The following is a 25,520-nucleotide window of genomic DNA, read 5'->3' as shown; positions in this document are numbered from 1 at the left end:
ACTCCAGCGCTTGTCGTTTCGGGCTTGTCACTTTGAAAAGGAAACGGAAATCCATGGCCGGCACGATGCCGGCCATGGTCATCAGAGAGCGTCAGGCGCCGGCTTCGCCTATGGCTAGCTCGGCTGCCTTGATCGCCGCCTGACGCTTTGCGATCTGGTCGCCGATGGGCGGCCCCTGGAAGCGGCGGTTCTCGAAACCGAACCAAAGCACCGCGGTCAGCACAATGAAGCCCAGGGTGATATAGAGCACTTTGTCGTTCGGCGGCTGGATGGCGATGTAGAAGATGATCGCCATGCCGATGACCGACAGGATGCAAAACAGCTTGAACAGGCCGGCGCCGAGGTTCCATGGGCCGGGGTTCGGCCATTTTTCCGTTCCGAAAGCCATCATGCCGAGCACGATCGGAATGATGAAGGACAGAAACAGGAACACCAATGTCGAATTGACGACGATGGTATAGATGTTCGTGCCGCCGACCGAGATGAACTGGGCAAGAAAGACATAGATGACCTCGAGCACAGCAGCCGTCCAAATCGCATTGACCGGCGTGCGCCAGGTCGGGCTGACCTTGGCTAGCGAGGCCGAGCCGACCGGCATGCCGCCATCACGCGAGAAGGCGAAAAGCATGCGCGAGGCAGAGGTGACCGTTGCCAGACCGCAGAGGAACTGCGCGATCAGGATGCCCAGATAGAGCAGTGTCTTCAGCCACGCCGGCAAGATCGCGTCCATCGTGGCGAAGAACACGCCCCAGCCCTGCTTGGCGCCGGCCGCCAGGTCCGGAATCGCCAGTACGATCGCGCACAGCATCACCCAGCCGATCAGCGACGACCAGACTACGGACGAAACGATTGCCCGCGGAACCGAGTGCGCCGCCCTCAACGTTTCTTCCGAAGTATGCGCCGACGCGTCATAGCCAGTGATGGTGTAAACCGGCAGTAGCAGGCAGAGCAGGAAGAGATACGTCATGGAATCGGACTGCGGGAAAACACCGCCGCCCGCGTCGCCCGAATAGTTCGTGAACGTCCACAGCCGCGTAATGTCGATCGCTGGAGCAAACATCAGGCAGGCGACGATCAGCACGGCTGTTGTTGCCAGGATCAGGAAGCCGGAGGCGTCCGTCAACATAGCCGTCAATTTGATGCCGAAATGATTGAGCAGCGCCTGCAACACGGTGATGAACGCGACAAACCCGACGATCTCACCAGGCGTGCCAGTCATGCCGAAGGCTCCGCCGAAAGTGCCGACGAAGAAGAAAGCAGTACCGATGTTGATGGCGCCGAGCACGGTGATCAGGCCGAGCAGATTGAGCCATGCGGTGAGCCAGCCAGTGAAACGGTTCCCTAGGATGGATGCCCAGTGATAGAGGCCGCCGGCGGTCGGAAATGCAGAGGCGATCTGGGCCATGGCGAGCGCGAAAAATCCCGAAACCATGCACCCGACGATCCAGCCGATGCCAGCGCCGGCGCCACCGATGGACGACGTCGCTTGCGCGAAGGAATTGATGCCGCCTGAGAGGATGCAGATGATCGAGAACGAGATCGCGAAATTCGAGAAGCGGCTCATGCTTCGCGACAGTTCCTGAGCATAGCCCATTCCGTGGAGAACTTTCAGGTCCTCCTTCTTGTCAACTTCGCTGTAACCCGGTGCTACCATTTTAAAGTCCCCTTTTGGTTTCTTAGCTGGCCGATTGAACTGACTTTCCGACTGCGCTTGGTCTGGAGGCCTTGGCCGCTTCGGGCTCCAGATTGAGAAAAATACCGGTGAGCAGATCCGCCCATTTCCGCTGCCCGGCCGCGCCGGCGATCTCGTCGTTGCGGATTTCAATCATTGCGCAGGGCAGCCCGCGCGAGCGCGCATGGCGTTCCAGCGTGAAATAGACCCGGTCGGCCGGCGAATAGGGTTCGTTGACGCCGACGCTGACGCCGGCAAGCCGCTTCAGTGTCGCGATCAGCGGCGCCGCCAGCCGGCGGTCCTCGTCATGGATGATGCCGATGTGCCAGGGCCGGCTTTTGCCTTTGTAGAGCGGCGTGAAGGAATGGATCGAGACCAGCCTGGTCTCCCGCCCGGCCGCCAGGCGCTCGTCGATGACCGTTGCGATCCGCTCGTGAAACGGTCGCCACGCCAGCGCGATGCGCGCCTCCCGCTGGTCGGCCGAAAGTCCCTGGTTGGCCGGGACCACGGTTTTTTCGCTGGCGCTGACCGTCACTATCAGGTCCGGCGCGTCGAGCGGGCGGTTGCAGTCGATGATGAGCCGCGAGAGGCAGGTCTCGACCAGCGTCGCATCGAGCGCCTCGGCCATGCGGCGCGCCACCGACAAGGCGCCCGGATCCCAGGCGATGTGGCGGGAAAGATCCTCGGCGGCAAGGCCGAGCGTTCCGAATTCCGGTGGCAGGAAATTGGAGGCGTGGTCGCAGGTCAGCACGAAGGGGCTCGATCCGCCGGGGTTCGTCACCCTTACGGTTTCAGGCGATGCAAGGCTGGCGGGCCGTGCTGTCTCCATTGTCTGCTGTCCCCGGGGAGCGCTGTATCGTATGTTACGTATTTTGCCTCATTGCGTCCCTGCGGATGATTTCATACAGTTTGGCCGGCTTTGTCAAACGCGATTTCGATAATGCGCTAACGGCACGGCCAGGGTGGGGAAAAAGCATGGTTTCGAGCATTGCCGAACTGATCTCCGACCGCATCGGCACCATGCCGGCCGGCGAGCGGCGCGCAGCGCAAGCGCTGATCGCCAGCTATCCACTGATCGGGCTGAAGACGGTCGCCGAATTCTCGGCTACGGCCGGCGTATCATCGCCGACGATCCTGCGTTTCGTCGCCCGGCTCGGCTTTCAGAACTATCCGGAATTCCAGTCGGCGCTGCAAGACGAACTGGCGGCGCAATTGCAGTCGCCGGCGTCACGGACACTCAATTCCCCGTCGCCGGGCAGCAGCGCCGTGTCGCCGATGCTGGAGGCGACGCTCGACAATATGCGCGAGACATTCCGGCATCTCTCTGACAAGCAGCTTGCCGACATCGTCGCCAAGCTGGCCGACCGGCGCGGCAAGACATTCCTGATCGGTGGCCGCTTCACCGACCCGCTGGCGCGCTACATGGCGGCCCACCTTGCTATCATCAAACCCAACGTCTTCCATCTCGCCGGCCAGGAAAGCGTCTGGCGCGACCGGCTGATCGACATGGGCAAGCGCGACGTGCTGGTGATCTTCGACATCAGGCGCTACCAGGATAGCCTGGTCCGTTTCGCCGAGACCGCCAACCAGCGCGGCGTGCAGATCGTGCTGTTTACCGACCAGTGGCTGTCGCCGATCGCCCGCTTCGCCCGCCACGTCATTGCCGGGCGCACCGCCGTGCCTTCGGCCTGGGACTCATCCGCCGCACTTTTCGTCGTTGCCGAAACGCTGATCGGCGCCGTCACAAGGCAGCTCGAGGCCGACGGCGCCAAACGCATCCGCGAACTGGAAAGCCTGCGGTAGTGCCCCTCCGGAAAGGGACGCGTTTCGCTTCGGTCTAGTCCACTAAAAAACTGATCATCTGCAGGATCAGGATCAGCAAAAAGACGCCAAAGGCAGTCGCAAAAATCGCTGCCAGCAGGACGGTGCGTTGTTTCTTACCCATGGCTTTCCCCCCGAAAGCATAGTCCCCGTCCACGAATACGAATGTCAGTCCCGCCCCACTGCTCGGCCACCTCCCAACTCCTCAAGACCCGCCTGCGGCTTGGGCGGAGGAGTAATGACGACTTGCTTCACGTGCGAAATTAACCGCTTACAAGGTGCTCGCTAACGGAAATGGCCGCATCATTCATCCGACCCATGTCACGGCCGAACGGACACCTTGCCGCTGGGGCTTAACCATTTCAGCCGCAAAGCGCACCATCGCCTCGGTCCGGATACTTTAGCCGTGGCAAGGACAATCGTAGTTCGGCTAGCCTTGTCGACGTGAAGCCGCTTCCTTGAACCAAAGCGCGGTGAATTGCGCGGAGGGTACGATGAGCTATCTGGACGAGCTGTTCTCAGTCGCCGGCAAGACGGCGCTGGTCACCGGCGCCGCGACCGGCATCGGCCGCATGGCGGCGACCGCTCTGGTCAGGGCTGGCGCCAGCGTGATGATCGCCTCGCGCAAGAGCGAGGATTGCGTCAGGGTAGCGGGCGAGTTGAACGGCCTTGGCGCATCCGGCCGGGCGGAAGGTTTTGCCGGCGACGTCTCCAGCGAGGCCGGCATTGCGGCGCTTGTGGCCGAGGTCAGGGCGCGGACCGAGCGGCTGCATATCCTGGTCAACAATGCCGGCATCTCCTGGGGCGCGCCGCTGGAAAGCTTTCCCTACCATGCCTGGGCCAAGGTGTTCGGCGTCAACGTCACCGCGGTCTTCCACCTGACGCGCGAATTGCTGCCTCTGCTCGAGGCCGCCGCCAGCGATGCCGACCCGGCCCGGGTGATCAACCTCGGATCGGTGATGGGCACGCAGCCTTTGGCCGAAGATGCCTACTCCTACTCGGCCTCGAAGGCCGCGGTTCACCACCTGACGCGCATCCTGGCAATCGAGTTCGCCGCCCGCCGCATCACCGTCAACGCCTTTGCGCCTGGCCCTTTCCAGAGCCGGATGACGGCCTTCGCCACCGGCACCGAGGACCAGGCAAGACATATCGGCAACCACGTTCCGATCGGCCGCATCGGCGCACCGGATGACATTGCCGGCGCAACGCTCTATTTGTGCAGCCGGGCCGGCAGCTACGTCACCGGCGCCATCCTGCCGATCGATGGCGGGCAGTCGGTGCAACACGGGCTGACATTGTTCAAGGAATGAGACGCACACCATCCGGCGAGTGAAATGCCGGGGGTGAAGATGGAGGACATCAGCGTGGAACCGATCAGTCTCGATGTGCTTCTGGCCAACGTCGGCAAGGAAGTCGGCGTGTCGCCATGGCGGGTCGTCACCCAGCGCATGATCGACCAGTTCGCCGATGCCACCGACGACCATCAGTTCATCCATTGCGATCCGGAACGCGCCAGCCGCGAAACGCCGTTCGGCGGCACCATCGCGCATGGCTTCCTGTCGCTTTCGCTGTTGTCGGCGATGACCTTCGAAACCATGCCGCCGCTGGAAAACAGCAAGATGGGCGTCAATCACGGCTTCGATTCGCTGCGCTTCCTGGCGCCGGTGAAGACCGGCTCGCGCATCCGCACCCGTTTCGTGCTGGCCGACGTCAAGGTCAGGCCGTCGGGGTGGGTGCAGACGGCGCACGACGTGACGATCGAGATCGAGGGCTCGAAAAAACCGGCGCTGACCGCGCGCTGGCTGACGCTGACGCTGATCGAACGCCAGCCGGAAGCGGTCTGACTCTCGTCAGGCGGAGAAGCCCAAATCTATCTGTGCCAAATCTATTTGGCTTCGGCCGCGACGTACTTCATGTGACGGCTGACCTGCAGCGCAATGTAGACGACCAGTGAACAACCGATTGGGAACACGATCTCGTTGAGGCCGGTTGCGATCGCCTGTGGCATTGCGAGAGCAGCATCATTTGCCGCGGCCGTTTCGATGGTCAGCACCGTGATGCCGCCGCCGAATACCGCGCCTATCAGGGCGCCTGCCAGCGCGAAATGGAGCGGACGCGGTTCTTCCTTCGATGCCAGCGACGCAAGTGTCCAGCCGAGCAGCCCGTATTCGATCGGGCTCGCACCTTGGTGAGCGCCGTGCCGAGGCTGACGCCGGCGCAGACGAAGAACGACCAGGTCACGCCTTGCGCCAGTTCGATCAGAACCTGCGTCGTCGCGGGGTAGGCACCTGCCGCAAATCTGACGGTCAGAATGAGAGCTTCCATGGCGAAGCCGAGCGCGATCGCCAGCCATGCGACAGTCAAGCTTCTGCTTCGTGCCACCCTTGCCCGACGCCGTACAGCGTATATATGCTGCATCCAGCCATCAGTCATAAGGCAGTAGAAAGTTGCAGCTAAGCGTCCAGGAGCGCCGCGAAAAACAAAAGGCCGAACTGCGTTCCGAACTTGTCGACGCCGCACACAAGCTTGTCCAGGAAGAAGGCTATGACGGCCTCACCATCCGCAAGCTCGCCAAGCGCGTTGGCTATGCGCCGATGTCGGTCTATTCCTATTTCGCCGACAAGCAGGACATCCTGTTCGCGCTGGCCGAGGATGCCTTCGAGACCTTGGCCAGGCGCATCGCAAATCATACGGCCGACGACCCGATCGAGGCGCTCAAGGCGGTGCTTGTCGAATACGCCGCCTTTGGGCTGGAAAATCCCAACGAATACCGCACCGTCTTCATGACCGAAAAAGTCAGGCCGCCAGCCGGAAAGACCTTCGCCGAAATGGAGAGCGGCAACCCGGCGATGAAAGTGCTGATCGCGAGGGTCGAAGCCTGCGTTGCCGCCGGTAGGCTCAAAGGCGATCCACGCGCCATCGCCACCATGCTATGGGCGGTCGGCCACGGCGCCATCTCGCTGCTGATCACCTTCCCGTTCTACCCGTTCGGCGACCAGACGACGTTCATCACACGGATCGGCGACATCATGCTCGAAGCCATCGCCGCGCACGAGATTGCGCCGCTCACGCCGCCGGTCAACTGCTGAAGAGCGGCGCTCCTCCCGATCTGCAGGATCTTCTCCGAACGATCTGCGCTGCGGCGCCAAGCGTTCGGCAATTCTCCGTACGCATACGATTTTGCTTGAACACCGGGAGTCCAGGGCGTATCTGTACGCAATGCCGTACATGTACGAATCCAATAACTGGAAACCGGAGACAGACCATGAAGAAGGCAATCCTCACGCTCGCCGCCCTGCTGGCGCTCTCTGGCGCCGCATTTGCCGGCAGCAATCAGTCAGCCAAGCAAGAAGTGACCTGCATCGATACCAAGACCGGTGCGAAGCTCGATTGCGCGCCGACCGGATCGCTTGAAAACGCCGATGTCGCGGCCCACCAGGCCGGCAGCAAGGGCCCGAGGCTCGGCATGGGCATCGACCCGTGGATCGTGCCAAGCAGCTTCTGAGCCGATCGGGTGACAATACGCGGTGAGGAAACGAAAGGGCGGCAGCAATTTCCGGCCGCCCATCGTGCCGGCCTCAGCCCTGCTTTTTGTCACCCCGCGCAGATCATTTCTTGCGCTTCTGTCCCAACACGCTTTTGGGCTTGCCGGGTCTTGCCGGTGCGCCGGGAATGGCCGTTCCGGTGATCGACACCGGATCGCTGGCCGGGAATGTATCCTCGAGGCCTTCCTCGAGTTCCTCTTCGATATCCGTCCCAGTGCGCTGCTCGTCTTCGAAAGAGCGCACGGCCGGCGTCTTGACCGGCGACTTCGGCGCGGAGTTCGGCGGCATTTGCATTCTCCCTCGGCTCGCTGTCGCAGAACGGTCGGGCGCGGCGAACATGCCTATGCTGCCGCGTCGCGCGCTGCCTCCGACAGAAAAGTAAAGACATAATCGGAAAAGGAACGCCAGCATTCGACGCGGAACGCGTCGGCCGCCGTGCGCAACAGCACGATTTCGACCTTGCCGAGAATGGTACGCGACGCCGCCCCGACCGGAAAGGCGTCGAGCGACAGATCCTGCGGGCAGCCGGCATTGATCGTCGCCGCGGCAGCCGGACCGGTAACCGACATGGCGACGTTGCGGTGCGAGATGCCGACCGCCGAATGCAGTACGGAAATGCTGGCGCAGTCGGCGAGCGGATCTTTTCCGCTCTCGTCGATGACCAGCCATTCGTCCGGCCCGAGCCATAAGGCCGTGCGTCCGGCCTTTGCCGCCGAGGTTTTCGGCCTTTGTGGCAGGACGACGCCGAGCGCTTTCGAAAGTGCCGCAATCGAGGCTTCCGGCGCGCGCAGCGATATGCGCTCGGCCGGCGGCAGCACGGCAAGTGTAACGCCGGCTGCGGAAAGCGACTGGCCGGCGAGAGCCGGACGGCGTTCGACTGAGGGTCCGGCGGCGTCGGTTTTCAAAGCGGCCTTAGCCATTGAGGCGCTCCCCCTTCTCGTCGAAGAACACCATGCCGGTGACCTCCACCTCGATCACCCCGTTCGGCATCGGCACATAGAGCGTCTCGCCCGTGCGATCGCGGCCGCCGGCGACCAGCCCCAGCGCGATCGAGCGGCCGCAATTTTGCGACCAATAGCTCGAGGTGACATGGCCAATCATCTTCATCGGGATTGCCTGCTTCGGGTCCGCGACGATCTGCGCGCCCTCCTCCAGCACCACCTTGGGATCCCTGGTCTTCAGGCCGACAAGCTGCTTGCGGCCCTTGGCGACCAGATCCGGCCGCGCCATGCCGCGAATGCCGACGAAGTCGGTCTTCTTCTTGCCGACCGCCCAGTCGAGCCCGGCGTCGTTCGGCGTCACCGTGCCGTCGGTATCCTGGCCGACGATGATGTAGCCCTTTTCAGCGCGCAGCACATGCATGGACTCGGTGCCGTAAGCACAGGCGCCATGCTTCTGGCCCTCGGCCCATAGCGCTTCCCAGACTGCCTCGCCGTAATCCGCCGGCACGTTGACCTCGAAGCCGCGCTCACCGCTGAACGACATGCGAAACAGCCTGGTCGGCACGCCGCAAATCCGGCCTTCGCGCACCGACATATGCGGCAGCGCCTCATCCGACATGTCGATGCCCTCGACCAGCGGCGCAATGATGTCGCGAGACTTGGGTCCCTGCACGGCAATCACCGCCCACTGCTCGGTGATCGAGGTCAGCCAGACGTGGAGATGCGGGAACTCGGTCTGGAGATAGTCTTCCATATGGTTCATGACGCGCGGCGCGCCGCCGGTCGTCGTCGTCACATGGAAACGGTCGGGTGCAAGCCTGCCGACGACACCGTCGTCATAGATGAAGCCGTCCTCGCGCAGCATGATGCCGTAACGGCAGCGGCCGGGCTCGAGCTTCTCCCATGGATTGGTGTAGAGCAGTTCCATGAATTTGGCCGCATCCGGCCCGACCACCTCGATCTTGCCCAGCGTCGAGGCGTCAAACAGGCCGGCCGTCTTGCGCACCGTGACGCATTCGCGGTCGACGGCGGCATGTATGTCCTCGCCCGGCTTCGGGAAATACCAGGCGCGCTTCCATTGGCCGACATCCTCGAACATCGCGCCTTGACGCTCTGCCCAGGGATGGATCGCCGTCTTGCGGGTCGGGTCGAACAGCGGACCCCGCGCGTGGCCGACGATCGAGCCGAATGTCACCGGCGTATAGGGCGCGCGGAACGTCGTCAGCCCGACCTGCGGGATCGGCTTGCCCAACGTCTCGGCGGCAATCGCCAGGCCGTGCATGTTGGAGGTCTTGCCCTGGTCGGTCGCCATGCCATTGGTGGTGAAGCGCTTGACGTGCTCGATCGAGCGCATGCCCTCATGCACTGCCTGGCGGATGTCCTTGGCGGTGACGTCGTTCTGGAAGTCGACAAAGGCCTTGACCGTCGTATCCGATCCGGCACCGGGTGCTGCACCCAGCATGCCGCGCGACCAGCTCTCGCCGGCGTCGACCTTCGGCTTGGTGCCCTTGGCCGGCCTGCTGCCGGCGTCCTTGGCCGCCTTGGCGCCGGCCGCGTAGGCCTCGTCGATCGTCGCCGACAGCCCGTCGGTGCCGTTGCAGGCGCCGACCGAGACGCAGTCCTGCGCATAAATTCCGGGCACGAAGCGCTTGCTCTCGTCGTTGAAGGCAACTTTGCCGCGCGATTGCGAGAACAGATGCACCGACGGCGTCCAGCCGGCCGACATCAGGATTGCGTCAACCGGCATGGTGCGTTCGCCGCCGCCATTCTTCGGCTGCACAGTCATCGACGACACCCGCAATTTGCCGCCGGCGCGGATCACCGCGCGGCCGAAATTGACCTCGATGCCGAGCGCCCTCGCCTCGTCGATCGCCGGCCCGGTCGGGTTGTCGCGCAGGTCGACAATCGCCGCCACGTTGATGCCGGCCTTTTTCAGGTCGATCGCCGCCGCATAGGCGGAATCGTTCGCCGTATAGACGCCGATATTCCTGCCGACGGCGACGCCGTAATGGTTGAGATAGGTGCGCGCCGCCGACGCCAGCATGATGCCGGGCCGGTCGTTTTCGGCAAACACCATGTGGCGCTCGATGGCGCCGGTCGCCAGCACCACGCGGTTGGCGCGAACCTGCCACAGCCGCTCGCGCGGCAGGTCGCGGCCGGGATTCTGCAGATGGTCGCTGACGCGCTCGACCAGCCCGACGAAATTCTGCGCGTAATAGCCGAAGGCGGTGGTGCGCGGCAGCACGCGGACATTGTCCATCGTCCGGAGCTTGGCAACAGCGGACTGCGCCCAGGCAAAACCGTCCTGGCCTTCGATCCTGGCGCCGCTCTCGAAGCGCAGGCTGCCGCCGAATTCCGCCTGCTCGTCGGCAAGGATGACGCGCGCGCCGGTCTCGGCCGCGGCCAATGCCGCGGCGATGCCCGCGGCACCGCCGCCAAGCACCAGCACCTCGCAATGGGCGAAGCGCGCCGAATAGTGGTCGGGATCCGGCTGGTCAGGAGCGACGCCGAGACCGGCGGCGGCGCGGATCTTGGGCTCGTAGAGGTTTTTCCACGCGGCCTTCGGCCACATGAAGGTCTTGTAGTAGAAGCCGGCCGAAAGCATCGGCGAGGCAATACTGCTGACGGCACCGATGTCGAAAGCGAGCGACGGCCAGCAGTTCTGCGACTGTGCGGTCAATCCGTCATAGAGTTCCTGCACCGTGGCACGAACGTTCGGCGTCTTGCGTGCCGCGTCGCGCTTGATCTCGACCAGCGCGTTCGGCTCTTCGGCGCCGGCCGACAGAAAACCGCGCGGCCGGTGGTACTTGAACGAGCGGCCGACGAGATGGACGCCGTTTGCAAGCAGCGCCGAGGCCAACGTATCGCCCTCGATGCCGGTATAGGGGCGGCCGTCGAAGCTGAAGCCAGCTATCTTTGCCTGTTTGAGCCGCCCGGCGCCGGCAATGCGGAACGTGGCGCTCATTTGGCGGCTCCCGGCAGCTTGGTGGGCTTCGGTTCGCCGGCCTTGTAGGTCATCAGGAACCTGTCGCTGACGGTGTCGCGCACGGCATTGAAGAACCGCGCACAGCCATGCATGTGCCGCCAGCGCTCATAGATGATCCCCTTGGGATTGGAGCGGATGAAAAAGAACTTTTCAAAATCGTCGTCGCTCTCGCCGGCGATGTTTGGGGAACGCGCGATATGCGCCTCGCCGGCGTTGCGGAATTCGAGCTCCGGACGCTCTTCCTCGCAATAGGGGCAGCGGATGAGAAGCATGGTCGGTCCTACAGTTCGCCGTGGCCGACGCGAGCGCCGGCAGGTTGGTCGCAAAGCCTCTGGCCCATCGTCACGAAGGGCGCCACCAGCCGGATGCGCTCCTCGATGCTGGCTACCGGGCGGAAAAGGTCGCGATACGCCATATTGCCGACCGAAAGCGTCATCGGTTCGGTCGTCACGATGACGTAGCGCCGCTCGAATTTTTCGCCTTCCTCGAGATCGGCTGGCCGGTTCTCCATAAAGGTGACCACTCTCTGACCGGCGCTCCAGGCGCAGGCGAGTACACCCTCGTCGACGGAAAACGGCCAATCTGCTTCATTGCCGGCCCGGCTGATGGGCTGCAGGCGCACCTCCTCTGGCGTGGGGATATGGAACAGGCCTTGCTCGCCGGCGAGCATCAGCGGCATAGCGATGGCCATCTCGGTCATCATCAGTGCGCCACCGCTGCCGCCGCCGCCTCGTCGATGAGGCGGCCGGTGCGGAAGCGCTCGATGGTGAAGGGCGCGTTGATCGGGTGCGGATCGTCCCTGGCGATCGTATGGGCAAAGACATGGCCCGAACCCGGCGTCGCCTTGAAGCCGCCTGTGCCCCAGCCGCAATTGACATAGAGGCCGGGCACCGGCGTCTTGGCCAGGATCGGCGAACGGTCCGGCGTCACGTCGACGATGCCGCCCCATGAGCGCAGCATCTTCATGCGGGTGAAGATCGGGAACATCTCGCAGATGGCGTCGAGTGTGTGCTGGAGGATGTGCAGGCCGCCGGTCTGCGAATAGGAGACATACTGGTCGGTGCCGGCGCCGATGACCAGCTCGCCCTTGTCGGACTGTGAGATATAGGCATGCACCGTGTTCGACATCACCACGCAAGGCACCACCGGCTTGACCGGCTCCGATACCAGCGCCTGCAGCGGATAGCTTTCCAGCGGCATGCGCACGCCGGCCATGTTCATGATCACCGACGAATGCCCGGCGGCAACCACGCCGACCTTCCTGGCGCCGATGAAGCCGCGCGTCGTCTCGACACCGGTTACCGCGCCGTTCGGCGCCCGCTTGACGCCGGTGACCTCGCAATTCTGGATGATGTGGACGCCACGCGCCGAGGCGCCGCGCGCATAGCCCCAGGCGACCGCATCGTGGCGCGCCGTGCCGCCGCGGCGCTGCAGGGAGGCGCCCATAACCGGGTAGCGTGCATCGCGCGAAATGTTGAGCGGCGGGCAGAATTCCTTGGCCTGCTCCGGCGTCAGCCATTCATTGTCGATGCCGTTCAGCCGGTTGGCGTGGACGTGCCGCTTCAGCACCTGGATGTCATGGATGTTGTGGGCGAGCATCATGACGCCGCGCGGCGAATACATGACGTTGTAGTTGAGCTCCTGGCTGAGCCCGTCCCACAGCTTCAGCGCATGGTCGTAGATGCCGGCGCTCTCGTCGTAGAGATAGTTCGAGCGGATGATGGTGGTGTTGCGCCCGGTATTGCCGCCGCCGAGCCAGCCTTTTTCCAATACCGCGACGTTGGTGATGCCGTGCACGGTGGCGAGATAATAGGCGGTGGCCAGGCCGTGGCCGCCGGCGCCGACGATGATGACGTCGTACTCCTTCTTCGGCTCCGGCGAGGACCACTGTTCCTCCCAGCCTCTATGACCGCGCATGGCCTCGCGGGCGATGGCGAATACCGAGTATTTCTTCAACGTCGCAGGCCTCGCAAATGGCGGCAGGGCAGATCAGCCAGCCCCGGCGCGCGAGCTTGTATCACTAGCGAAACCGTGCTGCCAGCCTTGCACTGTTTGCGACGGCGCTTGCCGTTTTGCGCCGTGGTGAAAAAGCCGCATCCGGGCAGGTTGATGCAATTGCCTTCCACCGCTATCCGTCGCCTGACGATCGGAGGATTATGGCGGTGGCTAACGTCTGGTGGAATCTGACATTGCGCTTCTTGCTGGAGCTCGCCGCTTTGCTCGGCCTCGGCATGGCGGGCTGGAGCCTCTCAGCGGGCATGTGGCGCTGGATCCTTGCCGTGGCATTGCCGTTCGTTGCCGCCGCGCTCTGGGGAATCTTCGCGGTGCCGAACGATCCGAGCCGCTCGGGGCGGGCGCCGGTTCCGGTGCCGGGCGGTTTGCGGCTGGTGCTCGAACTCGTCATCCTGTTCGGCGGCGCTGCCGGATTCCACCTGGCCGGCTACACGACGGCCGGCATGGCCGTCGCCCTGCTGATCGCCGTCAGCTACGCATTTTCGCTCGATCGGCTCGGCTGGCTGCTTAGGCAATAGTGGCCTTGCACCGTTTGCGACGGCGCTTGCCGTTTGCGCCGTGCTTTCACTGGTCGCTGTTCTGAGCTTCGCTTTTCGTTGGGTCAGCCGGAGCACGCTTCACGATGCACGGCCCGATTGCATAGATCGATCGCAAATAACCCTCACGGCAATCGGCCGCGATTTTGCGAACTTCCGCGTCGTTCGACTGCTCCGCCATGGCAACGAAGCGCTCGACGATCACCTCGCGTGGCCTGATCGCCACTGCCGCCGCAAAGCGCCGCAAAACCGCATCCGGATGTTCGAGTAACCGTGGCAGGTCCTTGGAACTCGGCATGACATAGTGACCATAGGCGTCGACCAGTGTCGTGAAAGCTGAGTCCAGACGAAGCGCGGCGGCATTTTCCACCGCAAGCCTTAGCTGCCAGCGCTGTGCAAGGCAGATGAATTGGACGACCCTCCACCGAACGCCGGCATGTTCGTCATCCAGCCGCAGCATCACGCGGCCGAGAATGGTGCCGTCCGCAGGCGTGGTGCACCCTAGAAGCGCCTCGATCGCGTCGCACCGGATGCCCGAAGATTCGCTGTCGAGCAGATCGGCTATTTCCGCGACAACGCAATTCATCTTGTAGCTTGTTTTGGGACTGGCTTCGGCCACCAAGAAAGCGGCGGCGGCTTGGGTATGAAGGTTGCCGGACGTCAGCAGCGGCCGGAGATTTTCTATCGGAAAGCCTTTGCCAAATTCCGATTGAAGGGCGGACGTCAACTCGCTGTCGCCCTCGAAGCCGGGGGCCAACAACCTGCTCATTATGTCTTGGGGGGTCATTGGAATGGGTGGCGCGTCCACCCGCGAGTTTTGGATGACGATCCGTAGCCTGGTGGCAAGCGGACGTCAAGAAGGGCTGTCGAGGGCAGCGCAGGTATCGGGTGGCTCGCGCCGCCCCGATTTGCGACCAAGCATCCCGATTGCCGGCCAGAGCCGGCGCGAAAAAAGGATGCAGAAAATGTTCGCACTCACCAACAAGGTCGCCATCGTCACCGGCGCCAGTTCCGGGATCGGCCGCGCCACGGCAAAACTCTTTGCCGAGCAAGGCGCCAGGCTCGTCGTCGCCGCCCGCCGCCGGGCGGAACTCGATGCGCTGGTTGCCGAAATCGAAGACGCCGAGGGCACCGCCATTGCGCTTGCCGGCGACGTCCGCGACGAAGCCTACGCGAAAGTCCTGGTCGACCTGGCGGTCGAGAAATTCGGCGGGCTCGACATCGCCTTCAACAATGCCGGCTCGGTCGGTAAGATGGGGCCGGTTTCTGAGCTGTCGCTGGAGGGCTGGCGCGAGACGCTCGATACCAATCTGACCAGCGCCTTTCTCGGCGCGAAATACCAGGTGCCGGCGATGGTCGAACGCGGCGGCGGGTCGTTGATCTTCACCTCGACCTTCGTCGGCCACACGCTCGGCATGCCCGGCATGACCAGCTATGCCGCGAGCAAGGCCGGACTGATCGGATTGACGCAGGTGCTGGCCGCCGAATTTGGCGCCAAGGGCGTCCGGGTCAACGCGCTGCTGCCGGGCGGCACCGACACGCCTTCGGCGACATTCAACACACCTGAATCGCGGGCGTTCGTCGAAAACCTGCATGCCTTGAAGCGCGTCGCCGAGCCAGAGGAGATCGCCCGCTCGGCGCTTTACCTGGCTTCCGATGCATCGAGCTTCACCACCGGCACGGCACTGTTCGCCGACGGCGGTGTCTCGATCACCCGCACGTGAAGCGTTTCGCGGTTGGCGTCGGCCCGCCAGCCGCAATGTCAGCCCGCCAGCCGCAATGCCGGAAAAACCGGTCTTGCTTTTCCCGGCGATTTGACGATTCCGTCTTCGCCTCGAAGACGGATTGGAAACATGCTGCTGATCAGAACCTATATCGCCGCGAGCGCAATCGAAGGCGTCGGCGTGTTCGCCGCCGAGCCGATCCGGAAAGGGGCGCAGATCTGGCGGCTCGATCCGGACTTCGACCGGCTGATCCCGATGGAAAGATACGAGACGGCGCCGCCGCACCTCAAGGAATTGCTCGACAGATATGCCTATCCCAGTCCGGACCGGCCGGGCTTCATGGTCTATGAGGTCGACAATGGCCGCTTCATGAACCACGCCGACAAGCCGAACACCGACTTTTCGCAATATGGCGGGGCCACCGCAACCCGCGACATCGCCGCCGGCGAGGAGATAACCTGCGACTACGGCGAGTTCTTCGAGGGTTTCGAGCAGCTCCACCTGGCCACCGCGTAGCGGCGCCTATCTGGCCCGAGGCGAATTTTGTTCTTGCTTTGTGCCGGCAGCTATGCTACTAAACTCGATATGGTGCTGATTCACACCAACGACCCCCGCCGAGGCGGGTTTTTCGTTTCGGGATCGGCACCGCCTCTCAATCGGCTGTGGACAGCGCCCCTTGATTCTGCTATCAGCCGCCCCAATTCGTGGTGTAACGCGCCGCGGAGGCTTGCGGCTATGGCCGCTTGCCTGTTGATTTCAAACCCGAAAGACAGGATTGCACGTGCAGGTACTCGTCCGCGACAACAATGTTGATCAGGCGCTTCGCGCGCTCAAGAAAAAGATGCAGCGCGAAGGCATCTTCCGCGAAATGAAGATGCGCGGACATTACGAGAAGCCCTCCGAGAAGCGCGCCCGTGAAAAGGCGGAAGCCGTGCGCCGCGCCCGCAAGCTGGCCCGCAAGCGCGCCCAGCGTGAAGGCCTGCTGCCGATGACGCCGCGTCCGGTCGCGGCCGGTGCTGCCGGTGCCGGTGCTCCGCGTCCGCCGCGGTTCTGACGTCAATTTTTCGTCCTTTTCCAAGGATATCCAAGGTGGCGCGATGCGGAATCGCCGCCACCTTTTTGTTGTGAGTTCGACCCGGTCCGAGAGGACCGGTTGGGAGAGATGCCGGTTCGGAGGGGGAACGGACCAGACGGCGCAGTAAGGACAGGGCAGACATGGACGCAATCACCGTAGAGCGCAGAACCGCGTGGCGCGGCCTCGCCCTGACGGCAGCCCTGCTTTCCGGGATGGCGCTTGCCAGCTGCCAGAGCGTTCCGACCGGCGAGTTCAACAACATCGACAAGGCGCAAGCCTCGACCGAGAACATCTCCTCACTGTCGGCGGTGATCCAGCGCAACCCCCAGGATCCGGAAGCCTACAATGTGCGCGGCTCGGCCTATGGCCGCGGCGGCCAGTACCAGGCGGCGCTCAAGGACTTCAACACCGCCATCCAGCTCAATCCGAATTTCTACCAGGCCTATTCCAACCGGGCGCTCATCCAGCGCTTCCTCGGCGATCAGGCAAGCGCGCTTGCCGACTACAACCGCTCGATCCAGATCAATTCCAACTATGACGCCGCCTATATCGGCCGCGGCAATCTCTACCGCAGGGCGGGCCGGGTCCAGGAAGCCTTCAACGATTTCCAGAAGGCCATCCAGCTCGACACGACCGATGCGCGCGCCTATCACAATCGCGGCCTGATCTACCAGAGTCAGGGCCAGCACGCCTTTGCCATCGAGGATTTCTCGACCGCCATTTCGCTGGCGCCGGATGCCTCCGAGCCTTACAACGGGCGCGGCCTCTCCTACCTTGCCATGAACGACGAGGACAATGCCTTCGCCGACTTCAACATGGCCATCAAGCTCGACGGCAAGAATGCCGAGGCCTGGTCCAACCAGGCATTGATCTACGAGCGGCGCGGCGACAAGGTCAGGGCCGCGAAATCCTACCGCGAAGCCGTGCACCTCAATCCGACCTACCAGCCGGCCAAGGACGGCCTGGCCCGCACCAGTGCCGGCTGAGCGGCCGGTTAATCGGGCCTCCGTTTCCGCACTCCGACAACCCTGCGTTTAGCTTCGCCTTGCTGGCGCCAAGTTTTCGGCGGAACGCTCGGCGTGCTCAGCCGTTTGTACAAGGCAATTTCGAAAGGACCCTGCCATGATCAAGAAACTCGCTTGTGCCGCTGCTCTCGCCACGACCGTCGTTGCCGCTCCCGCCAGCGCCAGCAAGCTCCAGCTCGGCGTGCTCGACTGCACCATCGACGGCGGCACGGCCTATCTCGTCACCTCCAACAAGGGTGTTTCCTGTGTCTTTCGTCCGCATCGTGGCGGCCCCTCTGAAGTCTATACAGGGGTGATTTCCAAGCTCGGCGTCGATGTCGGCCGGACGCATCAGGGCCAGCTGGTATGGGCGGTTCTGGCGGCGACCCGCAACCACGATGAAGGCGACCTTGCCGGCAGCTATTATGGCGTGAACGCCGAGGCCAGCGTGGTCACCGGTGGCGGCGCCAATCTCCTGGTCGGCGGCCTCGACAGCGCCTTTTCGCTGCAGCCGCTCAGTGTCCAGGCACAGACCGGCGTCAACCTGGCGGTCGCCGTCACCTCGCTGGACCTGATCCACTCGTTCAAATAACGGCCTCTGGCAAATACGGCCCGTGGCCTTTCATCATGCGCCGGGATAGGACGGTTCCGCGCCGCGTAGTCGCCGGCGCGTGGCAGCCTTTTGATTGGGCGCCTTGCGGCTTCGAAATTGACCGATGATCGCGCGGTGGCGCCAAACTCATTCTGCGCGCAGCGCTTCGATCGGCTGTAGGCTTGCGGCCTTGCGGGCGGGATAGTAGCCGAAAAAGACGCCTACAGCCGCGGCAAAGCCGATAGCCAGCAGGACGGCGCTGAGATCGATGATCACCGGCCATTGAGCGATAGACCCAACGGCGATTGCAGCAACAATCCCAATACCAGCACCTAGAATACCCCCGAGCAGGGCAAGCGTTGCTGCCTCAACGAGAAACTGGGCAAGGATATCTCGCCGTCGCGCGCCCACCGCAAGCCGCAGTCCGATCTCGCGGACCCGCTCCGTCACCGTCGCCAGCATGATGTTCATGATGCCGATCCCGCCCACGACCAGCGAAATTGAGGCCACCGCCGAAAGCAGCAGCGACACCACGCGTGTGGTCGAACCTTCGACATTCGCAGCTTCGGCGAGGTTGCTCACCATGAAGCTGTCTTCCTGACCTGTCCGCAACCGGTGACGCTGCCACAGGAGTTGGCGGATCGCTGCCATCGTGCCCTCGGCCGAGGTCCAATCGGCGAACTTGACGGTGATGTTGTGTACGAAGGTCGGATTGGCACGGCTCGTGCCAATGAACTGACGTCGCGCCGTCCTCAGCGGCACAAGTGCCACATCGTCCTGATCATCGCCCCACACGCTCTGGCCCTTCCGCTCCAGCAGTCCGATCACCGTGAACGGCACGTCGCGGATGCGGATCGCGGCCCCCAGCGGATCGGCTTTTCCGAACAACTTCTCCCGCATCGTCGTTCCGAGGAGCACCACGTTGGCGACGCGGTTGTTGTCCTCCGGGGTCATCTCCTGCCCGGCAATAACCCGCCACTCGCGCGCTGAGAAATATTCCGGCGTCACGCCGCGAAGCACGCCTTGCCAATTGGCGGAGCCGATCGTGAACTGCTCGCGGGCGTAGAGGAGTGGCGCCGCCACCACGACGCCGGGGATTTCCATTCCGATCGCCGCCGCGTCCTCTTCACTCAGCCGCGGCGCGCCACCGGCCCCAAGGCGGACGCTGCCCATCTTCGCACTGCCCGGACTGACGCTGATGAGGTTGGCGCCGAGGCTGCGGATCTGCGCGGTGATCCGTTCGCGCGCACCAACCCCGATCGCGATCATCACCACGACAGCGGCCACACCGATGATGATGCCCAACATGGTGAGCGCGCTGCGCATATGATGGGAGCGTAATGATCGCAGGGCGGTTCTTGTGCTACCGGACATTGTTGTACGCCAGCGCTAGACGGCGAGTGTCATCCAAAGGTCGGACCTGCTGTATGACAGGGGTGTCTGACAGAACGCGGCCGTCTCGAAAGGCTACAATGCGATCCGTATGGGCAGCTATCTCAGCCTCATGGGTGACCAGCACAATGGTCAGGCCCTCTCCATTGAGTCGGCGGAAAATTGCCATGATCTCCAGCCCTGTCTGGCTGTCGAGCGCACCAGTGGGTTCATCGGCCAGTAGAAGTAAAGGCTCCGTCACCAGGGCGCGGGCAATGGCAACGCGCTGCTGTTGTCCGCCCGAGAGTTCGGCAGGAGTATGTCTGGCCCGATCGGCGAGCCCTACCTTGGCCAGCATCGCCAGCGCTGCGCGCCGCCGCTCACCAGCCCACATGCGGCGATAGACAAGCGGCAGTTCCACGTTTTCTAGTGCGCTGGCCCGCGGCAGCAGATTGAACGACTGAAACACGAAACCGATGTTCCTATTGCGGATCGCAGCGAGTTCATCGTGATGGAGTCCACCGACGTCTACCCCGTTCAGCCGATAACGGCCTTCACTCGGACTGTCGAGGCAGCCCAGTATGTTCATGAAGGTAGACTTGCCCGATCCTGAAGATCCGATCACCGCGACGAATTCGCCTCGTTGAATCGTCATGCTCACCCCTTCGAGCGCCCACACCGGCTCTCCGCCAACACGGTAGCAATGGCGCAGCCGGTCGACGTCAATCAGAGCCATGGATACCTGACCTCACCACAACCGGAACTTGACCAGGACGGAAGACGCGTCTTCGTCCCGACGCGGAGCAGTGGCAAGCCCCGTAATGACCTGCTGCCCCTCAGTCAGGTCGCCTGCCAGCACCTCTGTTGCACGACCGTCGGTGATTCCAAGCCGGAGCGAGACAAGCTTCGGCTCGCGGTCTGGCCCAAATACAAATACCTCGCCCGGGCTTCCCGCCTCTACGCCCGTTTCGGCAATGGCCGGCGCGGTTGGTCGCGCCTCGTCCCCGGTATCGCTCGGCGGCCGAAAACGCAGGGCCGCATTGGGCACTTTCAAGACTCCCTGTCGCTTGGCCATTACCACGCTCAGATTGGCGGTCATGCCGGGCAACAGCAGCTCATCGGAATTTTGCGTACCGACCACCACTATGTATGTGACGACGTTTTGAACGACCTGCGGTGCCTTGCGTATCTGTTTTACCGTGCCGGTGAAAATTCGGTCGGGATAGGCATCGGCGGTGAAAGTAACCGGCTGCCCAAGCGCAAAACGGCTAATGTCGGCTTCCACCACGGAAGCTTCCACCTGCATCTCAGCCAGGTCTTGAGCTATGGTGAACAGTATCGGGGTCTGCAGGCTAGCCGCCAGGGTCTGACCGCCACTGACGGCGCGATTGACCACCGTGCCGGTGACCGGCGCGCGTACATAGGTGCGGTCAAGATCAATTTGGGCCTGCTGAAGCACCGCTTCCTTCTGCTTCACCTGGGCAAGCGTGTTGGCGAGTTCCGCTTCTGCCATGTTGAGTGTCGCCTTGGCGGCTCGAACGACTGCCGATTGCGACAGTTCCTCGGCCTGGGCGGCAGTCGCCTGCGCCTTGGCAGAATTGTGTGCGGTATTCTCCCGCTCCCATTCTCCCACCGCGATGATCTTCTGTTTAGCCAGGGAACGTTTGCGGTTCACTTCCTGCGCCGCACCATCGAGCGCGATTTCGGCGCGTGTAGTCTGTGCGGCTGCAGAATCATATCTGGCCTCGGCGGTCTCCATCTCTGCCCTGGCCCGCTCGATCTGCGCCCGATGTACCGAAACCTGCGTTTGCGCCATCTCCCGTTCGGCAAGGGCTTGCGCTACTCTCGCTTCGTAAATCTCCGGCTCAACCCGGGCTATCACCTGGCCTTTGGTGACCTTGGAGTTGAAGTCGACATAGAGGTCCTTCACCCGACCCGAGAGCTGAGAACCGACTTCCACCATAACTAGCGCGTTCAGCGTGCCAGCCGCCTGCACCGTTGTGACGATATCGCCGCGCTCCACGGCTTGCGTGCGATAGGCGGGGGTATCGGGCCGGATGGAGGACGGCTCGAGGAGAGCTGAGAGCTGATTGAAGGCCGACAAAACCTGGCCGGAAGTCACCGATGGTGTCGGTCCCATGGAACTCCCGGGCGTTACCGCCGCGCCGAGGATTACCGTAACGAACAAAACGCTGCGCATCATGTTCTGACCACCTCTGAGCCGGAAGGGAAAGGTAGTCCCTTCCAGCTCTTTAATCTGCACTTGGCAGTGCCGCAGAGGAATTCTACAAAACTATAGAATAAACCCGTCAACAGCCAAATACATAGATGTTTATTCTAAAATTTCGGATATTACTACTTGCAGTGGCCGGGATTACCCTCGCAGGCCGTCTCGGTCTTGTTGCCAATGTTGCCTTGGCCTTCAGCCGTATCCTGCGTTGCCGTGCCGAACGCATTGCCATTCACATCCTTCGTAGTCTCATTGCACACGCAGTCCGGAACCGACCCCGTCTTTGTACAGGAGGCCACGCCAGCGGTGCCGCAGAAGTCCGTGCACTGTGTCTGCGATACGCCGGGACAGGTCTGCGCTAGCGCTCCGCCTGTTCCAAGCAACAGTGCCCCACCCATGAAAGCCGCAGCCGCGGCCACCTTTAAACCACTACATCCAATAATCATGTTTTCCTCCGATTTTGCCAGAGCTAGAGTGTGCTGCGCAGGCCATCTCTGGCACTGGTCGGCAGCATGAGGGCGCAACAAAGCCCTCGATTCGGCTCGATCGATTATGCTGTGGGGGATGCGGAAGTTATGAGGCCGCCAGCAACGGCTTTAAGCCGCCGGGCCTCCCAAGACTCTTTCGGGTGACAAGACTCTTTCGGATGAAGGGCCCTCTGCGGCGCACAGAATCGCCGCAATACTTGGCCTGCGCAAATCGGCAGCGCCCATTGTCGTGCTCCAGTACGACTGTAAGCGGGAATATTTCTTCTTGCTAATATATTAACCATATTTGCGGAAGCTGGCAACCAGTATCTGGGATATACGTCGGTTGAGGTGCTGCTAAATCGATTGGTAGAACGGCGTGAACATCGCAATCGGCGTCAACCAGTATGAGTTGCGCCGCAGAGCGGGTTGATCGTGGAGCCGAGATGCACGATCACCCTGGCTTCCCGCCTACATCATCATCTCAGCACACCGGAAAAACCGCTTGAACTCAACTGCGGTTGAGGTTTTACAAGCCGTCCCCGAAGCGCCGCGTGCCCATTTGGAGACGAAGAGCGCTCCAATATTTTAGACCAGCGTCTAGGGAAGCTCGGGGGACTGGATGACCAAAACAAGCACAAACGGGGTCGATTGGCGCGCGCTGTGGGCGAGCGGCGATCTGGCGCGCTTCTGCTTCATCAGCCTCGGCATTCTGCTGCACGCCACCAACGAAACCATGGTAGCAACGGTCATGCCGGCCATGGTCGGCGAACTTGCCGGCGTGCAACTGGTCGGCTGGTCGCTGGCGATCTACGAGCTCGGCGCCATCGTTGCCGGTGCGGCCGCCGGACGGCTGGTGAGCTATGTCGCGCTGCGTACCAACATGATGGTCGCCGCAATGCTCTATGCCGCCGGCGCGCTGGTCTGCGCCACCGCGCCTTCGATGCCGCTGTTCCTCTGCGGCCGCCTGATCGAAGGGCTCGGTGGCGGCGCGCTGGTGTCGCTGGCCTTCGTCTCGGTCGAGCGGCTGTTTGCCCGCGCGATCTGGCCGCAGCTTTTCGGCGTCATGTCGGCGATCTGGGGTGTCGCCGCCTTCAGCGGGCCGGTGCTCGGCGCGGTCATGACCGAATTCTCGTCCTGGCGCTGGGCCTTCGGCGTCTTCACCCTCGGCGGCACGGCCATGGCGCTGGCAAGCTTCCTCGTGCTCGATACGCCTGAAGCAACGAGGCAGGCGAAGGGCGGCTCGGCGCCGCCCTTCCCCTTTGCGGCACTTGGCTGCCTCGCCGGCAGCGTCGTGCTGATTGCCACTGCCGGCGTCGACATCGCCCTGCTGCGCTCGTCGCTGCTACTCACCCTCGGCCTGATCGGCCTGGCGCTGTTTATCTATATCGACGCACTGAAGCCGCGCTCGCGCCTGTTCCCGTCGCGGCTGTTCTCATGGCGCTCGCCGGTCGGCGCGGGCATGACCATGGTCGCGGCGTTTTCGGTGGCGACCTGCTCGTTCGCGGTCTACGGACCACTGCTTCTGACCAGCCTGCACGGCATTCCGATCCTGACCACCGGCTACATCATCGCCGCCGAATCGATCGCCTGGTCGGTCCTGTCGATCCTCGTCGCCAATGCGCCACCGGAGCGCGAGCGGCTGATCATCGTCGGCGGGGCGCTGATGATCGCCACGGGCGTCGCCGGTTTCGCCTATACGGTGCCGGCCGGCTCGATCCCGCTGATCCTGTTTTGTGCTTTGTTGCAAGGCGGCGGCTTCGGCATAGCCTGGCCGTTCGTCACGCGTGTCATCGTGGCATCGGCCAAGGAAGGCGAGCAGACGATCGCCTCGGCCGCCGTGCCGACCATGCAGCGCATCGGCTATGCCGTGGGTGCGGCACTGACCGGCATCGTCGCCAACGCCAGCGGCTTTTCCGAAGGCCTGAACCGCGAGGCCGCGGCGAATGTCGCCGCCTGGCTGTTCCTGGCGTTTATCCCGCTCGGAATCCTGGGATGCCTTGCCGCTTTGCGGATTTCGGGGGCGCCGCCAGCGAAGCTGCCAATCTCCCCCCTCGTGGGGGAGATTGACTAGACGACGACCGTCTTCAGCCGCTCGGCGATCAGTGCCGCGAGCCGCGTCGCCACCTCGTCTTTGCTCATCTCCGGCCATTCCTCGACGCCGGCCTTCGAGACGATCCGCACCTTGTTGCGGTCGCCGCCCATCACGCCCGGGGAACCATCTTCATGCGAGACATCATTGGCGACGATAAGATCGGCACCCTTTCTTGCGAGCTTGGCCTCGGCATTCCTGACCAGATCCTGCGTCTCCGCAGCGAAACCGACCACCAGCATCGGCCGCTTTTTGTGATGCCCGACACCGGCAAGAATATCGGGATTTTCCACCATCTGCAGCGCCGGTGGCCCCTCGCCCGCCACCTTCTTGATCTTTTCCCCGGCCGAACTTTGTGTGCGCCAGTCGGCGACAGCCGCGACGAACACTGCCGCGTCGGCCGGCAGCAGCTGCTCGACCGCGTCCTTCATCTCGACGGCCGTTTCGACGTGCAGCGTGGCGACGCCGGCCGGATCGGCAATGCCGACCGGGCCGGAGACGAGACGCACGTCGGCGCCGAGCCTGGCCAGCGCCGCCGCGATGGCGTGGCCCTGCTTGCCCGACGAGCGGTTGGCGATGTAGCGGACAGGATCGATCGCTTCATGCGTCGGTCCGGAAGTGACGATGATCTTCCTGCCCGTCAGCGGCTTTGGCCGGCTGTCGAGCAGCGCCTCGATCGCGGCGACGATCTCCACCGGCTCGGCCATGCGGCCCTCGCCCACCTCGTTGCTCTCGGCCATCTCGCCCTTCGCCGGGCCGACGAATGCGACGCCGTCCTTGCTCAGCGTCGCGCGGTTGCGGCGGACCGCCGGATGCGCCCACATTTTCGGGTTCATCGCCGGCGCCATCAAAACTCGCTTGTCGGTGGCGATGAGCACGGTCGAGGCAAGGTCGTTGGCGTGGCCATTGGCGAGCTTTGCCATCAGGTCGGCGGTGGCCGGCGCCACGACCAAAAGGTCGGCCTCGCGCGACAGCCGGATGTGGCCGATGTCGTGCTCGTCCTGCCGGTCGAAGAGTTCGGTAGAGACGTGGTCGGCTGACAGTGCCCCGGCCGACAGCGTGGTGACGAATTCCTGCGCCGCAGCCGTCATCACCACGCGCACCGAAGCACCACGCTCGCGCAGCCGGCGGATCAGGTCGAGCGCCTTGTAGGCAGCGATGCCTCCGCCGATGATGAGCAGGATGCGCTTGCCGGAGAGGATGCCTCGCGGGCTGGAGACGGCGACCACCGGCGTTGCTGGACTCTGCGAACTCGTCAGTTCGCGCAGTGTTTTCTCGATCTGGTCGATGCGACCGGCCGAACCGAACTGACCTTCGACCGCTGCGCGGATCATCACCCGCGCCTGGTCTTCCATCGACCGGCCATTCTCCGCCGCCAGTCGGCGCAGCAGGTCCTTGACCTCGTCATCAAGGTTGCGGATCGTGATGCTGGCCATCTGATTGCACCTTGC

General features: G+C 63.2%; 27 protein-coding genes. 12 read left to right on the top strand and 15 right to left on the bottom strand.

The annotated features are described in order from the left end of the window. Window positions 1–91 precede the first annotated feature (91 nt). Window positions 92–1,654, bottom strand: coding sequence for an amino acid permease (locus NKI52_RS15800; protein WP_352682536.1), 1,563 nt, complete (start codon window positions 1,652–1,654; stop codon window positions 92–94). A 22-nt stretch (window positions 1,655–1,676) separates the two neighbouring features. Then, window positions 1,677–2,501: an N-formylglutamate amidohydrolase gene (locus NKI52_RS15795; protein WP_352682538.1), complete on the bottom strand. Its 825-nt coding sequence runs from the start codon at window positions 2,499–2,501 to the stop codon at window positions 1,677–1,679. Window positions 2,502–2,647: 146 nt separating this feature from the next. On the opposite strand from NKI52_RS15795, the gene NKI52_RS15790 reads away from it, so the two are divergent. From NKI52_RS15790 to NKI52_RS15780, 3 genes are all read left to right on the top strand, one after another. Then, window positions 2,648–3,475: a MurR/RpiR family transcriptional regulator gene (locus NKI52_RS15790; protein WP_352682540.1), complete on the top strand. Its 828-nt coding sequence runs from the start codon at window positions 2,648–2,650 to the stop codon at window positions 3,473–3,475. A gap of 512 nt (window positions 3,476–3,987) precedes the next feature. Further along, complete coding sequence (locus NKI52_RS15785) at window positions 3,988–4,803, top strand: SDR family oxidoreductase (RefSeq protein WP_352698542.1); 816 nt, start codon at window positions 3,988–3,990, stop codon at window positions 4,801–4,803. A gap of 39 nt (window positions 4,804–4,842) precedes the next feature. Continuing rightward, entirely contained in the window at window positions 4,843–5,337 is a 495-nt protein-coding gene (locus NKI52_RS15780) for a MaoC family dehydratase (protein WP_031211357.1), read from the top strand. 41 nt (window positions 5,338–5,378) lie between these two features. Here NKI52_RS15780 and NKI52_RS15775 read toward each other — a convergent pair whose 3' ends face one another. Next, on the bottom strand, window positions 5,379–5,546 hold the full coding sequence (locus tag NKI52_RS15775; protein WP_352690440.1) for a hypothetical protein: 168 nt from the start codon (window positions 5,544–5,546) through the stop codon (window positions 5,379–5,381). A gap of 29 nt (window positions 5,547–5,575) precedes the next feature. Further along, complete coding sequence (locus NKI52_RS15770) at window positions 5,576–5,857, bottom strand: hypothetical protein (RefSeq protein WP_352690437.1); 282 nt, start codon at window positions 5,855–5,857, stop codon at window positions 5,576–5,578. An 83-nt stretch (window positions 5,858–5,940) separates the two neighbouring features. Here NKI52_RS15770 and NKI52_RS15765 point away from each other — a divergent pair, with 83 nt between their 5' ends. Both NKI52_RS15765 and NKI52_RS15760 read left to right on the top strand, forming a co-directional pair. Beyond that, complete coding sequence (locus tag NKI52_RS15765) at window positions 5,941–6,582, top strand: TetR/AcrR family transcriptional regulator (RefSeq protein WP_023675343.1); 642 nt, start codon at window positions 5,941–5,943, stop codon at window positions 6,580–6,582. Window positions 6,583–6,758: 176 nt separating this feature from the next. Continuing rightward, entirely contained in the window at window positions 6,759–6,998 is a 240-nt protein-coding gene (locus NKI52_RS15760; protein ID WP_352698540.1) for a DUF680 domain-containing protein, read from the top strand. A gap of 103 nt (window positions 6,999–7,101) precedes the next feature. On the opposite strand, the gene NKI52_RS15755 is transcribed toward NKI52_RS15760, so the two are convergent. From NKI52_RS15755 to NKI52_RS15730, 6 genes are read right to left on the bottom strand one after another with little or no spacing between them, the layout of a single operon-like run. Further along, window positions 7,102–7,326: a hypothetical protein gene (locus NKI52_RS15755; RefSeq protein WP_352698538.1), complete on the bottom strand. Its 225-nt coding sequence runs from the start codon at window positions 7,324–7,326 to the stop codon at window positions 7,102–7,104. Between the two features lie 53 nt (window positions 7,327–7,379). Further along, window positions 7,380–7,958 (bottom strand): sarcosine oxidase subunit gamma, encoded by a 579-nt coding sequence (locus NKI52_RS15750; protein ID WP_352698536.1) that lies wholly within the window; start codon window positions 7,956–7,958, stop codon window positions 7,380–7,382. Then, the gene (locus tag NKI52_RS15745) at window positions 7,951–10,944 is read right to left on the bottom strand and encodes a sarcosine oxidase subunit alpha (protein ID WP_352698534.1); all 2,994 of its coding nucleotides are present in this window, start codon (window positions 10,942–10,944) and stop codon (window positions 7,951–7,953) included. The genes NKI52_RS15750 and NKI52_RS15745 overlap by 8 nt, the downstream gene beginning before the upstream one ends. Next, window positions 10,941–11,237, bottom strand: coding sequence for a sarcosine oxidase subunit delta (locus NKI52_RS15740; RefSeq protein WP_292519105.1), 297 nt, complete (start codon window positions 11,235–11,237; stop codon window positions 10,941–10,943). The genes NKI52_RS15745 and NKI52_RS15740 overlap by 4 nt, the downstream gene beginning before the upstream one ends. An 8-nt stretch (window positions 11,238–11,245) precedes the next feature. Beyond that, window positions 11,246–11,668 carry a hypothetical protein gene (locus tag NKI52_RS15735; RefSeq protein WP_352588224.1) on the bottom strand — a complete coding sequence of 141 codons (423 nt, stop codon included), beginning with the start codon at window positions 11,666–11,668 and terminating at the stop codon, window positions 11,246–11,248. After that, on the bottom strand, window positions 11,668–12,921 hold the full coding sequence (locus NKI52_RS15730) for a sarcosine oxidase subunit beta (protein WP_352588227.1): 1,254 nt from the start codon (window positions 12,919–12,921) through the stop codon (window positions 11,668–11,670). Before NKI52_RS15730 ends, NKI52_RS15735 begins: the two co-directional genes overlap by 1 nt. Window positions 12,922–13,127: 206 nt before the next feature. Here NKI52_RS15730 and NKI52_RS15725 point away from each other — a divergent pair, with 206 nt between their 5' ends. Next, the gene (locus tag NKI52_RS15725; protein WP_352698532.1) at window positions 13,128–13,496 is read left to right on the top strand and encodes a YrdB family protein; all 369 of its coding nucleotides are present in this window, start codon (window positions 13,128–13,130) and stop codon (window positions 13,494–13,496) included. Between the two features lie 46 nt (window positions 13,497–13,542). Here the strand turns inward: NKI52_RS15725 and NKI52_RS15720 are convergent, their stop codons facing one another. Next, on the bottom strand, window positions 13,543–14,271 hold the full coding sequence (locus NKI52_RS15720; protein WP_352698530.1) for a hypothetical protein: 729 nt from the start codon (window positions 14,269–14,271) through the stop codon (window positions 13,543–13,545). A 208-nt stretch (window positions 14,272–14,479) separates the two neighbouring features. Here NKI52_RS15720 and NKI52_RS15715 point away from each other — a divergent pair, with 208 nt between their 5' ends. From NKI52_RS15715 to NKI52_RS15695, 5 genes are all read left to right on the top strand, one after another. Further along, entirely contained in the window at window positions 14,480–15,238 is a 759-nt protein-coding gene (locus NKI52_RS15715) for an SDR family oxidoreductase (RefSeq protein WP_352698528.1), read from the top strand. Window positions 15,239–15,367: 129 nt separating this feature from the next. Then, complete coding sequence (locus NKI52_RS15710) at window positions 15,368–15,754, top strand: SET domain-containing protein (RefSeq protein ID WP_352454023.1); 387 nt, start codon at window positions 15,368–15,370, stop codon at window positions 15,752–15,754. A gap of 265 nt (window positions 15,755–16,019) precedes the next feature. Further along, window positions 16,020–16,292 carry a 30S ribosomal protein S21 gene (rpsU, locus tag NKI52_RS15705; RefSeq protein WP_023675331.1) on the top strand — a complete coding sequence of 91 codons (273 nt, stop codon included), beginning with the start codon at window positions 16,020–16,022 and terminating at the stop codon, window positions 16,290–16,292. A 161-nt stretch (window positions 16,293–16,453) separates the two neighbouring features. Further along, window positions 16,454–17,299: a tetratricopeptide repeat protein gene (locus tag NKI52_RS15700; protein ID WP_352454022.1), complete on the top strand. Its 846-nt coding sequence runs from the start codon at window positions 16,454–16,456 to the stop codon at window positions 17,297–17,299. 136 nt (window positions 17,300–17,435) lie between these two features. Further along, window positions 17,436–17,909, top strand: a complete 474-nt coding sequence (locus tag NKI52_RS15695) for a DUF992 domain-containing protein (protein WP_023675329.1) — start codon at window positions 17,436–17,438, stop codon at window positions 17,907–17,909. Between the two features lie 147 nt (window positions 17,910–18,056). Here the strand turns inward: NKI52_RS15695 and NKI52_RS15690 are convergent, their stop codons facing one another. Genes NKI52_RS15690 through NKI52_RS15680 form a run of 3 tightly spaced genes read right to left on the bottom strand, consistent with a single transcriptional unit; the run spans window position 18,057 to window position 21,483 of the window. Continuing rightward, window positions 18,057–19,235, bottom strand: a complete 1,179-nt coding sequence (locus NKI52_RS15690; RefSeq protein WP_352682564.1) for an ABC transporter permease — start codon at window positions 19,233–19,235, stop codon at window positions 18,057–18,059. Window positions 19,236–19,272: 37 nt separating this feature from the next. Then, a complete protein-coding gene (locus tag NKI52_RS15685) occupies window positions 19,273–20,016 on the bottom strand; it encodes an ABC transporter ATP-binding protein (protein ID WP_352454020.1) in 744 nt (247 codons plus the stop codon). 12 nt (window positions 20,017–20,028) lie between these two features. Next, window positions 20,029–21,483 carry an efflux RND transporter periplasmic adaptor subunit gene (locus NKI52_RS15680; protein WP_352698526.1) on the bottom strand — a complete coding sequence of 485 codons (1,455 nt, stop codon included), beginning with the start codon at window positions 21,481–21,483 and terminating at the stop codon, window positions 20,029–20,031. Between the two features lie 1,116 nt (window positions 21,484–22,599). Between NKI52_RS15680 and NKI52_RS15675 the strand changes: the two genes are divergently transcribed. Beyond that, on the top strand, window positions 22,600–24,051 hold the full coding sequence (locus tag NKI52_RS15675; RefSeq protein ID WP_352698524.1) for an MFS transporter: 1,452 nt from the start codon (window positions 22,600–22,602) through the stop codon (window positions 24,049–24,051). On the opposite strand, the gene coaBC is transcribed toward NKI52_RS15675, so the two are convergent. Next, window positions 24,048–25,505 carry a bifunctional phosphopantothenoylcysteine decarboxylase/phosphopantothenate--cysteine ligase CoaBC gene (gene coaBC / locus NKI52_RS15670; protein ID WP_352677535.1) on the bottom strand — a complete coding sequence of 486 codons (1,458 nt, stop codon included), beginning with the start codon at window positions 25,503–25,505 and terminating at the stop codon, window positions 24,048–24,050. The two genes, NKI52_RS15675 and coaBC, sit on opposite strands and share 4 nt — an antisense overlap. Window positions 25,506–25,520: the final 15 nt, after the last annotated feature.

The organism is Mesorhizobium sp. M0590, from assembly GCF_040320905.1.
Classification (GTDB): domain Bacteria; phylum Pseudomonadota; class Alphaproteobacteria; order Rhizobiales; family Rhizobiaceae; genus Mesorhizobium.
The sequence above is the reverse complement of the archived record's forward strand: the minus strand, read 5'-3'. Positions and strand labels throughout refer to the sequence as shown.